10 protein-coding genes are annotated in these 12,362 nt (G+C 45.6%); all 10 read left to right on the top strand.

The annotated features are described in order from the left end of the window. A partial coding sequence (locus QZL64_RS08230) for a molybdopterin-dependent oxidoreductase (RefSeq protein ID WP_296309483.1) occupies positions 1 to 2,093 on the top strand: 2,093 nt, incomplete at its 5' end. Next, positions 2,083 to 3,564 (top strand): nitrate reductase subunit beta, encoded by a 1,482-nt coding sequence (gene narH / locus QZL64_RS08225; protein WP_021841519.1) that lies wholly within the window; start codon positions 2,083 to 2,085, stop codon positions 3,562 to 3,564. The genes QZL64_RS08230 and narH, both read left to right, overlap by 11 nt. After that, entirely contained in the window at positions 3,557 to 4,168 is a 612-nt protein-coding gene (narJ, locus tag QZL64_RS08220; RefSeq protein ID WP_021841518.1) for a nitrate reductase molybdenum cofactor assembly chaperone, read from the top strand. Before narH ends, narJ begins: the two co-directional genes overlap by 8 nt. Continuing rightward, positions 4,165 to 4,827, top strand: coding sequence for a respiratory nitrate reductase subunit gamma (gene narI / locus QZL64_RS08215; protein ID WP_021841517.1), 663 nt, complete (start codon positions 4,165 to 4,167; stop codon positions 4,825 to 4,827). Before narJ ends, narI begins: the two co-directional genes overlap by 4 nt. A 717-nt stretch (positions 4,828 to 5,544) precedes the next feature. Further along, positions 5,545 to 6,387, top strand: coding sequence for a fumarate hydratase (locus QZL64_RS08210; protein WP_021841516.1), 843 nt, complete (start codon positions 5,545 to 5,547; stop codon positions 6,385 to 6,387). A gap of 21 nt (positions 6,388 to 6,408) precedes the next feature. Next, positions 6,409 to 6,975, top strand: a complete 567-nt coding sequence (locus QZL64_RS08205; protein ID WP_006555916.1) for a Fe-S-containing hydro-lyase — start codon at positions 6,409 to 6,411, stop codon at positions 6,973 to 6,975. 467 nt (positions 6,976 to 7,442) lie between these two features. Continuing rightward, a complete protein-coding gene (locus tag QZL64_RS08200) occupies positions 7,443 to 9,539 on the top strand; it encodes a heavy metal translocating P-type ATPase (protein ID WP_021841515.1) in 2,097 nt (698 codons plus the stop codon). 189 nt (positions 9,540 to 9,728) lie between these two features. Then, a complete protein-coding gene (locus QZL64_RS08195) occupies positions 9,729 to 10,685 on the top strand; it encodes a magnesium transporter CorA family protein (protein WP_021841514.1) in 957 nt (318 codons plus the stop codon). Between the two features lie 70 nt (positions 10,686 to 10,755). Then, on the top strand, positions 10,756 to 11,310 hold the full coding sequence (locus QZL64_RS08190) for a LemA family protein (protein ID WP_021841513.1): 555 nt from the start codon (positions 10,756 to 10,758) through the stop codon (positions 11,308 to 11,310). Positions 11,311 to 11,388: 78 nt separating this feature from the next. Next, positions 11,389 to 12,189, top strand: coding sequence for a TPM domain-containing protein (locus QZL64_RS08185; protein WP_021841512.1), 801 nt, complete (start codon positions 11,389 to 11,391; stop codon positions 12,187 to 12,189). The last annotated feature ends 173 nt before the right edge of the window (positions 12,190 to 12,362 follow it).

Here is a 12,362-nt window from a genome sequence, read left to right as displayed (position 1 = left end):
TCTTCTGTGCCTGCGAAGGTAAAAACGGCGGCGGTTGGGCTCACTATGTAGGTCAGGAAAAATTGCGTCCTGCCGAAGGTTGGGGCGCTATCATGACGGCTAAAGATTGGCAGCCGGTACCGCGTTTGCATAACGGTACATCCTTCTTCTACTTCGCCACCGACCAATGGCGCAGTGACGAAATGGATACCAATGATTTGACATCCGCCCTCGTAGAACCGCGTTATCGTCATGTAGGCGACTACAATGTGTTGGCCGCTCGCTTGGGTTGGTTGCCATCCTATCCGACCTTTAAAACAAGCAGTGCCGATATTTATAAAAATGCCGCTAAAGCGGGTTATACCGAATTTGGCGATGTGAAGAACTTCGTAGCGCAGCAGCTTAAAAATAAAGAGTTGGAATTTGCCGTACAGGATCCGGATGCACCGGAAAACTTCCCGCGCAACCTCATTGTATGGCGTGCCAACCTGATTACGTCGTCCTCTAAGGGCCACGAATACTTTATGAAACATTTACTCGGTACGAAAGACGGCCTCCTCGAATCGGATACGCCGGCTGTTAAACCGACCGAGATTAAATGGCGTGAAGAAGCGGGTAAGGGTAAACTCGATTTGCTCATTGACCTCGATTTCCGTATGGCCGGTTCCGCCCTCTATTCGGATATTGTGTTGCCTACCGCCACCTGGTATGAAAAAACCGACTTATCTTCTACCGACATGCATCCGTTCGTGCATCCGTTCCAGCCGGCCGTAGATCCGGGTTGGGAAGCTAAAACGGACTGGGATATTTTCCTTACCTTAGGCCAGGCCGTTTCCAAATTGGCTAAAGAAGTAAATATGCCGGTATACCGTGATATCGTAGCGACACCGTTAGGACACGACTCGGAAGCGGAACTTGCTCAGCCGGGCGGTCTTGTGAAAGATTGGAGCCGCGGTGAATGTGAACCGATTCCGGGCAAAACGATGCCGCAGCTCGTCGAAGTGGAACGCGATTATACGCGTATTTTTGAAAAACAACGTGCCTTAGGGCCAAACTTGGCTGACGGCACAGTAGGTGCTCACGGTATTGCCGTTAACATCGCTGAACAATACGAAGAGCTGAAAGCGCGTAACGGTGTGATTCGCAGTCGTGCGCAAGGTTCTACCGCTCCTGAAGGGGCTACCGACGGAGCCGGTCATGTGATTTCCACAACTGATGACGTAGGGGCCGGTTGCCCATCTATTGAAGATGCCTACCAAGCTTGTCAGGCCGTTTTGACCATGTCGTCCGCAACGAATGGCGCCGTAGCGCATAAGAGCTGGGCGAAGGCGGAAGAATTGACCGGTCTTAAAGACTTAACCAAAATGACGGGCGGTCGCAGCGGTGAACAGATTACCTTTGAAGATATCGTAGCGCAACCGCGCCTCGTTATCAGCACCCCGATTTTCACGGGTAATGGTAAAGATAATCGCCGTTACACGCCGTTTACGAATAATGTGGAACTCCTCATGCCGTTCCGCACGATTACGGGCCGTCAGTCCTACTTCCTCGACCATGACATCATGGCGGAATGGGGCGAACAGATGGCTACTTTCAAACCGATTTTGGCGTATGCACCAATGCGTGAAAGCTTGCCGAATGACGGCATTCCGGAAATTACACTTAAATACTTAACGCCGCACAACAAGTGGAGTATTCACAGTATGTACTTTGATACGCCGCATATGTTGACCTTGTTCCGCGGCGGCCAATCCGTATGGCTCAACGAAGATGATGCCAACGAAATCGGCGTGGCCGACAATGATTGGATTGAATTATATAACAGCAATGGTGTGGTGGCCTCCCGTGCCGTAGTAACACCGCGTATTCCGCGCGGCCTCGTTTACATGCACCATGCGCAGGATCGTCACATCAACGTGCCGGGCACCTCGCTCACGGGCGGTCGTGGCGGTACACACAATACGCCGACACGTATTCACATGAAACCGACCCATATGATTGGGGGCTACGGACAATTGAGTTATGGGTTTAACTATTACGGACCTACCGGTAATCAGCGCGACATGCTTGTGGTAGTGCGTAAGATGAAGGAGGTTGATTGGCTTGAAGATTAAAGCACAAATTTCGATGGTCATGAATTTAGATAAATGTATCGGTTGTCATACTTGCTCGATTACTTGTAAAAACACGTGGACCAACCGCGAAGGTGCGGAGTACATGTATTTTAACAATGTGGAAACAAAACCGGGCATCGGCTATCCGAAACATTGGGAAGACCAGAACCGTTGGAAGGGCGGCTGGATTCTAAAAGATGGTAAACTGCAGCTCGCTACGGGCTCTAAGGGCAACCGTCTGATGAAACTCTTTTTCCATCCGGAACAGCCTGAGCTGAAAGACTATTTCGAGCCATGGACCTATGATTATGAAACCTTGATTCATTCCAAACGTAAAAACAATCAGCCGGTGGCGCGTCCCCGCTCTTTGATTACGAAGGAAAAAATGGAAATCGAATGGGGCCCTAACTGGGAAGATGATTTAGCCGGCGGTAATACGGCCCGTGCCGATGTGAACCTTCAAAAAATAGGCCAAAACATCGCCCTTGATTTCCACGATATTTTTATGAAATACTTGCCGCGCCTTTGCAATCACTGCTTGAATCCGGCCTGTGTGGCGGCTTGTCCGTCCGGCGCCATCTACAAACGTGACGAAGACGGCGTAGTCCTCATCTCGCAAGATGTGTGTCGCGGTTGGCGTCATTGTGTGCCTGCTTGTCCGTATAAAAAGATTTATTATAACTGGCAGACCAATAAGGCTGAAAAATGCGTATTCTGTTACCCTCGTTTGGAAAACGGATTGCCGCAGATTTGTGCCGATACCTGCGTCGGTCGCATGCGCTATGTAGGCGTGTTACTCTACGATATGGATAAAGTGGAAGCGGTGGCATCGACGGAAAATCCGCAAGAGATTTATGATAATATGCTTGATGTGTTGCTTGACCCGCATGATCCGGCCGTAGTGAAAGCGGCTAAAGAACAGGGCATCCCTGACAACTGGATTAAAGCGGCTAAAGAATCGCCCGTATTCCGCCTCATTAAAGAATGGCAAATTGCGTTGCCGCTTCATGCAGAATATCGTACGGTACCGATGGTATGGTATGTGCCGCCAATGAGCCCGATTTTACATAAAGATGCGGCGTCGGTACATTTCCCTGAAGCGGAAGCAATGCGTATTCCGGTAGCTTATTTGGCACAGATTTTCTCTGCCGGCAATGAAGATGTTATCCGCCGTGTGCTTAATACCTTGCTTGATTTGCGCCGTTACATGCAGCAGCGTACCCGCGGTGAAGCAACAACTGAATTTGATACTAAATATGGTGAGCACACGCTCTATGATATGTATCGTTTGCTTGGCATTGCCAAATACCGCGATCGTTATCGCATTCCGGCCGGCGTCAATGCAACGCAGGAAGAAAAACGCTTGCATCAAGGCGTAGGTGGTTTCAGCGATTGTGCCTTCGGTGGTTGCAGCGGTTCCGCTCCGAGTGCTTCCGGTTGTAACGGTTGTGCCGGAGGTGGCCATGAGTAACTCTATGGAAACAAAAAATCAAACTGCAAATCAAACAAAGCTGAATCAAATGGCGGAGGGTCAAGTTTTGTCGGATCAAACTGCCTTGGATAAGGAAGCTTTGCAATTGAGTGCCTATTTATTGAGCTATCCTTCGGCCGAGTGGCGTGAAGCTTTGACGGACGTGCAAGCGGCGTGGCGTGCTTGGCCGGATAGCCCCTTAAAAGAAAGTCTCGGGGCGGTGCTTGATTATATCAGTAGTGAACAGGCACGCGAATACGAGGACGAATATGTGCGCGTCTTTGATTTCAGCAGTAATACCAATATGTATTTGACGTCCTATGATGCCACTAATGCGGAAGAACAGGCGTCGGAGTTATTGGAATATAAAGCTTTTTTTCAAAAACACGGTTATGACATTGCTCGCGAGTTGCCGGATTATGTGCCGGCCATCCTCGAGCTGTGCAGTACTTTAGAACCTGTGGAAGCGTTGGAGATTTTACAACATGGCAAAGAAGCCTTGGCAACGCTTCGTCAACGACTTATTGACGGTAAGCAGGTGCATGCTTTCGTGCTTGATGTAGTATTACAAATTGTAGAACGTTGGGAGGGAACTTTAGGATGAGTGAATTTGTTTGGGTCGCCTTGCCCTATCTTGCGTTTACCTTTTTAGTATTCGGTTCGGCCGTTCGTTACACCGTGTCGGAACGGACATGGACCACGAAATCCAGTGAGTTTTTGGAGAAAAAACAGCTTCGCATTGCCGGTCCTTTATTCCATTTTGCTTTACTCCTCGTGTTCTTGGGGCATGTAGGAGGCATCTTGGTGCCGCAGGAAGTGACGGAAATGTTTGGCATTGACGAGCATCTCTATCACATGGGGGCGCTATACATCGGTGGGGTAGCGGGGATTTTATTGGTGGTAGGCTTCTTACTCCTTATGAAACGCCGTTTTACATCGGTGTACATGAAAGTCAATACATCGTCAATGGACGTGTGGCTCTTCTTGTTCTTGGGTCTTACCATTTTGACGGGTTTTGCCGGTACCATGCTCAACGCCGACGGTGCTTTTAACTATCGTGAATACATCGGACCTTGGTTCCGCAGCTTGCTCATTATGCAGCCGAAACCGGAATTGATGCTGAATATTCCGATGATGTTTAAGGTTCACATGTTCTCATGGATGGCGGTTTGCTTTATCTTCCCGTTCAGCCGTTTGGTGCATTGCCTGAGCTTCCCGTTCCTTTACTTGTGGCGCAGTGCCATCGTGTATCGCCGTCGCTAGTAGATGGGTGTAATAGCGTATTACTGTCGCTAGTAGATGCTTGTAATAGCGTATTACATATATAGTTATATATAGTAAAATACAATCAGAGGTCTCCGTGTGTGGAGGCCTCTTTTTTATGAAGTTAATGATTAATTTAGTGAATAGGCTATACCGATTGTGAATAGGTGTCCGTAAAACGTCAAAAAATGGGTTGGATTGTTCGGATTTTTTGTTTGTTGAGCGTCAAAAATTAGAAAATAAAATATATAATTGGTAATTATTATCATTAAAAAGAGACTTTGGTTCAAATTGCAGGACTTGAGTTTTTAGAAAAATTAATGGTAAGATGCGTATTTACCACAAAAAGTTATCTTCTGAATTGGAAGTGTGTACAGAAAAAACGAATGTGCTTAACACAAAAATATAAAGGTTTATGCATTGATTTAGAAGAGGGGGTATATAAAAGACTAATGTTTCCGCGGATGGGATTTTTAGAGCGCTTTTGAATGTATATTCTATGCATATTAATACCTGAATATGACAAAACAAGTGTACTTTTAGTATATCGATTGTCAACGAAGTGCGATTAGAATCGCAATAATTGATATTTTGCGAAAAGTTCTCAATAGACATAAATACTTGATTAAACTGCATAGACCGCGTTTGAAAGCCCTCTTGATGTGTGCTATGATTAAGTCATCAGAAAATCTCGTTTTAAGTTGAGGAGGGATTACTTTGCGTACTATCGACGTAGCAAAAGTGACGGAAACAGTAGCCCAAATGTGTAAAAATGCGGCTTACTATTTACCACAAGACGTATATGAAGGTTTAAAAGCCGGTCGTGAAACAGAAAAATCTCCGGTTGGTTGTGTTGTATTAGACCAAATCATTAAAAATGCCGAAATCGCTCGTGAAGAAGATCGCCCTATCTGCCAGGATACCGGTTACACCATCGTATTCTTGGAAGTAGGTCAGGACGTTCACTTCGAAGGTGGCGACTTACAGCAAGCTGTTCAAGACGGCGTTGCTAAAGGTTATGTAGAAGGTTACTTACGTAAATCCGTAGTGGCAGAACCTTTATTTAACCGTAAAAACACCGGTAACAACACTCCTTGTATCATTTATACAAGCATCGTTCCTGGCGACAAAGTTAAAATCGACATGGAACTTAAAGGTTTCGGTTCCGAAAATAAATCCGGCGTAAAAATGTTGGTACCTGCTGATGGCGTTGAAGGCGTTAAAAATGCCGTTATGGAAATCGTTAAAAAAGCCGGCCCTAACCCATGCCCTCCAATGGTTCTTGGCGTTGGTATCGGCGGTACTATGGACTATGCAGCATTACTTTCTAAAAAAGCATTGCTTCGTTCCACTAAAAAACGCAACGATATGCCTGAATATGCTAAATTAGAAGAAGAATTGTTGGAAATGATCAACAAAACAGGTATCGGACCTCAGCTTGGTGGTACCACTACAGCATTAGCAGTTAACATCGAATGGGCCGCTACCCATATTGCCGGTCTTCCTGTAGCCGTGACAATTTGCTGCCATGCAAGCCGTCATGCCGAAGAAATTCTTTAATTCAAGGGGAGGAAGATAACAATGGCTGAATCAAAAACAATTCATATTACGACACCTTTAACTGAAGAAGTGTCCAGAACATTAAGAGCCGGCGACAGTGTATTGATTACCGGTAAAATCTACAGCGCTCGTGATGCTGCTCATAAAGTTATGACTGAAGCATTGGCACGTGGCGAAGAACTTCCTATCGATTGGCACGACAAAATCGTTTACTATCTTGGACCATCCCCTGCAAAACCAGGCGACCCAATCGGTGCAGCCGGCCCTACAACTTCCGGCCGTATGGACGCTTACACCCCAACAATGCTTGATCAGGGTATCAAAGGCATGGTAGGTAAAGGTTCCCGCTCCAAAGAAGTTGTTGAATCCATGAAGAAAAATGGTGTAACTTACTTCGCAGCAGTTGGCGGCGCCGCTTCCTTAATTGCTAAATCCATTAAAGACTATAAAGTTATCGCTTACGGTGACTTAGGTCCTGAAGCTTTGGCTGAATTGACTGTTGAAGATTTCCCTTGCATCGTAGTTATCGACAGCGAAGGTAACGACTTCTACAAAATCGGTCAAGAACCTTATCGTCAAGAAGACTAATAGGTATTGGTCAGATAAACGGATAGTAGTATCCAATCCAATCTAATGATATATATAACTGAGGGACCGCCCGACCGTAAGGGCGGGTCCGCTCAGCTGTATAATGTAACATATACTTGCATTCCAACAAAAAAGTAGTTACACGTTAAAACACGGCTTTTATAGCTGTGTTTTTTTGTTTTGTCTAAAAATAGTGGGAATAGTCTCTCATATATTCTCTTTTATACTGATTGCTACATATATCTAATTGTTATAGTCGGTATTTTTATATTGACAAGGCTGATGAAAGAATCTATAATTAAATTATAGAAACATATGAATAGTTGTTCATATGTTTGCAGAACAGATTTTTACAGTTTGAAAATCCGGGTATTTAGAGTCGTGTTAGCCGTAAAAGCTAACCGCAGGAATAGTGTAAGTAGTTAGTGTAAGTGGCATACGTATATTAGCAGAGGTGAGAAACAGCAATGGAACGCATTTTATTACTTAAAAATTTAACATGTGCGAATTGTGCGGCCAAGATCGAAGACAAGATAAAAAAAATGGAAACGGTAAGTGCTGCCTCGTTTTCCGTAGGAACGCAACAATTGCGCATTACTTCGACAGTTCCCGACACCAATGATTTGATTACCGAAATCCAAGGTGTTTGTGATTCCATCGAAGATGGTGTAGAAGTACAGCTCTATGAACGTAAAGCGAAAGGGGCTCACGATCATCACGACCATGATCACGCTCACGGCGGCGGACTTGTAAGCATTATTATCGGTGTTGTGGTGATGCTCGTATACGCCTTTGTAGACGGCATTCCGGAAGACATTGCCTTTGGTGTACTTCTTGCAACCTACCTGTTACTTGGTTGGGGTGTTTTATGGAATGCTATTAAAAATATCGGTTCCGGCCAAGTTTTTGATGAAAACTTCCTCATGAGTGTGGCTACTTTGGGGGCCGTAATTATCGGGGAAATGCCGGAAGCGGTAGGGGTTATGCTCTTCTATCGTATCGGTACCTATTTTGAAGAAAAAGCAACGGCCAGAAGCCGCAGCGCTATTATGGATGCCATCGATATGCGTCCGGAACAAGTTCGCTTGGTAGACGAAGCGGGTCAGTCCAAAGTAGTAAGCCCTGAAGAAGTTCGCATCGGTCAGACTATTGAAGTAATAGCCGGCGAACGTATTCCGCTCGACGGTACCGTTATTGAAGGGACTACACGTATCGATACTGCACCGGTAACCGGTGAACCGGTGCCGGTACAAGTCAAACCGGGCAGCGAAATTTTATCCGGCTGTATCAATCAGAGCGGCCGCATCTTGATGCGCGTTGATAAAGAATTAAAAGACTCTATGGTTACGCGTGTGCTTGATGCTGTTGAAAATGCAGCCGCTACCAAACCTCGCATCGACCGTTTTATTACGCGTTTTGCTCGTGTGTATACCCTAATCGTAGTAGTGTTGGCTATCTTGGTAGCCGTAATCCCATCCTTAATTACCGGTAACTGGAATTACTGGGTATATACCGCTTTAACTTTCTTGGTTATCAGTTGTCCATGTGCGTTGGTACTCAGCGTACCACTCGCTTTCTTCTCCGGCATCGGTCGCGGGTCCAGAACGGGCATCCTTTTTAAAGGCGGTTTGTCCATGGAAGCATTGCGTAATATTAAAGCGATTGCTATGGATAAAACAGGGACTTTGACTACCGGCGAATTCGCGGTACAGTCTATTACAACAGCTGAAGGTTTTGACGAAGCAGACGTATTGGCTAAGGCAGCGGCCTTAGAAGTACGCTCTACTCATCCGGTAGCGGTAAGTATTGCCAATGAAGCTAAAAAACGCAATGTTCAGTTAGCAGAAGTTGTTGATCTCGAAGAATTGTCCGGTCGCGGTATGACCGGTGTGGTAAATGGTGTAAAAGTAGCCGTTGGTAATCGTCGTTTATTCAACGAATTACAAATTACAGGTTACGGTGAACCTGCCGATTACGGTAGCGAAGTATTAGTAGCTCTTGACGGTCAATATGCAGGCACAATTTTGATTGCCGATGCTTTGAAAGAAGATACCAAATCGGCTGTGGCAGAACTTGCCAAACGCGGTTTGCGCACGATTATGTTGACCGGTGACACTCAAGCGGGCGCCCGGTACATGGCTAAAGAAGCCGGTATTGATGACGTTCGTGCCGAATTATTGCCGGTAGATAAATTAAGTATTATGAAAGAACTCCGTGAAACATACGGTTCCACCATGTTCGTAGGTGACGGTATCAACGACGCCCCTGTATTGGCCGGTGCCGACGTGGGCGGGGCCATGGGTAGCGGTGCCGATGCGGCCATTGAAGCAGCCGATGTAGTGTATATGCGTCCCAGCATCAGCGCTGTAGTTGAATCTATTCGCATTTCCTCAAACACGATTTTTATTGCATGGCAGAACGTAGTCGTAGCGTTAGGGGTTAAAATCCTCGTTATGATTATGGGACTCTTCGGTTTTGCCAACATGTGGGTGGCCGTATTCGCCGATACGGGTGTTTCCATTCTCTGTATTTTAAACTCCATTCGTATTTTATATAAAAAATAATAAGGTTTTCAAAAACGCTTAGAATGCGATGATGAACGCCTCATACGGTAAAATCGCTCTTGGGAAAAGACAAAACAGTCAGGTTCTTTCAAGAGCGATTTTTTCTTATAAATTACCCGATTCAACACTTGACGAACCTCTTCTTTGTTGGATATGATGAAGTATAAGCTAATGAATGGGAGGTGGCGTATGCTCACGGTATATACACATGACGAAGGCGAGCTTGTATCGGACTTAACGGTAGCCGATGCCGGCAAGGGCTCGTGGATTAATTTGGTGAATCCGGACCCCGATGAGCTATCGCTCGTCAATATCATGACGGAAATCCCTACGGACGTTTTGAAAACAGCTTTGGATACGGAAGAACGTTCGCACGTGGAAATTGAAGAAAACTACATTTTTGTTGTTATCAATATTCCGGCATTGCGCGGTAGCGACAGCTATGATACAGTGCCGCTCGGTATATTTTTGACACCTGATTTCTTCATCACTGTGTGTCTTGAAGAATCGGATGTGTTATATCCGTTTATAAACAATCAAGTTGCTACGTTTTATACCTTTAAAAAAACACGTTTCTTGTTCCAGATAATGTATCGCACAGCGACTTTGTTCTTGCGTTATTTGCAACAAATCAATCGCCGTACGGACGACATTGAAATTCAATTGCGTCATACGACTAAAAATAAGGACTTTTTCCAACTGTTGGAATTACAGAAATCCATGACATATTTTACGTCCGCTTTGAAAACAAACGGTACCGTAATGGAGCGTATTTTGCGCCTCCGCAGTCATGAAGATGTCCGTCATTTGCTTAAAATGTATGAAGAAGACGAAGATTTATTGGAAGACGTTATTATCGAAAATAAGCAGGCTATTGAAATGGTTGAGATGTATTCAAATATTCTCATGAATATGATGAACGCCTTTACTTCCATTATTTCCAATAACTTGAACTTAGTGATGAAACTCTTGGCCGGTGTAACGATTATCTTATCCGTACCGACCTTGATATTCAGTTTGTGGGGCGTTAACGTACCCGTTCCATGGGCTGAATCGGGTGCCGAAGGGTTTCCTTTTGTAATCGGTATTGCCGCGGTTGTTACTTTTATTGTAGGACTGCTACTTTGGAAGAACGACTTTTTATAAGTTAATGTATGTATGTCTGCGCGGCTCAACCATGGGCTCACGCAGACTTTTTTTTGTAAGGAGGATACTCATGAAAAAAACTTGGTTAATTTTAATTGCTGTTGTCATTGCTATCGGTGCTTGGGTAGTAAGCGGCTATAATGGATTGGTAGGCATGGATGAAGGTGTAAACAACAAGTTGGCGCAGGTTCAAACGCAGTTGCAGCGTCGTAACGATTTGATCCCGAACTTGGTAAGCACGGTTAAAGGGTATGCGTCTCACGAACAGGCAGCTATTCAAGCCGTTTCCGATGCTCGTGCTAAATTAGGCGGAGCCCGTACGGTAGAAGAAATGTCTCAGGCTGACGGTGAATTATCCAGCGCTTTGAGCCGTTTACTCATGATTACGGAAAACTATCCAAACTTAAAAGCAGACCAGAACTTCCGTGCTTTGCAGGATGAATTGGCAGGCACTGAAAACCGCATTGCCGTAGCGCGTAAAGATTATAATGATGTAGTTAATGCATATAATGCTAAAGTACGTACATTCCCTACATCCATCTATGCAGGTATGTTAGGCTTCCAACCAAAAGCGTATTTCCAGGCAGACCAAGCGGCTCAATCCGCTCCTAAAGTTGAGTTCTAACCTTAAATCCACATACTTGTTTTCATAGGATTGTGGCAACGAACTTTTTCTGTAAAAACGATTGGTTAGGAGGGCTTGATGGCTTGGATAATGCGTAAAAACAGCCTTTGGAAAGTTGTCGTGATGTTGCTGCTTACCGCCATCATCGCCTTACAAGCACTGGCGGTTCACGCAGCGGATATTCCGGCAAAACCACCGGCCGGTCAATATGTGGTCGACCAGGTAAAAGTACTATCGAGCAAAGAAGTACAAACTATTAATGCTATCGGCACCATGCTTGATCGTTCCGGTAAAGGGCAACTGGCTGTTGTCGTAGTGCCTTCATTCGGTGATGCGGCTCCTGCTGATTACGCACTAAACGTATTGCGTGGTTGGGGCGTCGGACACAGCGGCAAAGATGATGGTTTCGTGCTGGCCGTGGCGATGGAAGATAAGAAAATCTTTCTTGCCGTAGGTTACGGTTTGGAAGGGGTCTTAAATGATGCTAAAATCGGACAGCTATTGGATACCTATGCCATCCCGAGTTTTCGTCAGGGCCAATTTGGCTCGGGCATTGTAAGAACGGTCTGGCAAACGGCTCAAATCGTAGATCCGGATATTAGTAAACAAGGCCAAAATGTAAATCAACAGGCACAGGCTGATAATACTATTGAACTGTCGTGGTGGCAGGTGTTGCTTATCGGCGGAGGGATTATATTGTTCCTCATGGTTGATGCCATTTTCTTTGGCGGGGAACTCACCCGGATGCTGCTTACCATGTTTATCTTCCGCGGCGGTGGCGGCGGAGGAGGTCGTGGTGGCTTCGGAGGAGGCAGCGGTCGCGGCGGTGGTTTTGGCGGCGGCTCCGGTGGTGGCGGTGGTGCCGGTCGAGGCTGGTAAGAAATATAAAGTAGTTTTGTGAAAAGGAAACTATCAAATAGAATACGAATAGAAAAGACGCCATATGCTTCCTTGCGATTGTTTGTGTAAGGAATATATGGCGTCCGTTAATTAGAAGGTTAGATTATGAAGCAGATAGAATCAGGCTTATAGGACAAAAAGTGTGTGTGGCT

This window comes from Veillonella sp. CAG:933, from assembly GCF_000431435.1.
Classification (GTDB): Bacteria; Bacillota; Negativicutes; order Veillonellales; family Veillonellaceae; genus Veillonella_A.
The sequence above is the reverse complement of the archived record's forward strand: the minus strand, read 5'-3'. Positions and strand labels throughout refer to the sequence as shown.

Excerpts from the sequence above, each read along its gene's own strand:
- narJ (WP_021841518.1), top strand. The coding sequence starts at position 3,557 with ATGAGTAACTCTATGGAAACAAAAAATCAAACTGCAAATCAAACAAAG.
- narI (WP_021841517.1), top strand. The coding sequence starts at position 4,165 with ATGAGTGAATTTGTTTGGGTCGCCTTGCCCTATCTTGCGTTTACCTTT.
- QZL64_RS08205 (WP_006555916.1), top strand. The coding sequence starts at position 6,409 with ATGGCTGAATCAAAAACAATTCATATTACGACACCTTTAACTGAAGAA.
- QZL64_RS08200 (WP_021841515.1), top strand. The coding sequence starts at position 7,443 with ATGGAACGCATTTTATTACTTAAAAATTTAACATGTGCGAATTGTGCG.
- QZL64_RS08195 (WP_021841514.1), top strand. The coding sequence starts at position 9,729 with ATGCTCACGGTATATACACATGACGAAGGCGAGCTTGTATCGGACTTA.
- QZL64_RS08190 (WP_021841513.1), top strand. The coding sequence starts at position 10,756 with ATGAAAAAAACTTGGTTAATTTTAATTGCTGTTGTCATTGCTATCGGT.
- QZL64_RS08185 (WP_021841512.1), top strand. The coding sequence starts at position 11,389 with ATGGCTTGGATAATGCGTAAAAACAGCCTTTGGAAAGTTGTCGTGATG.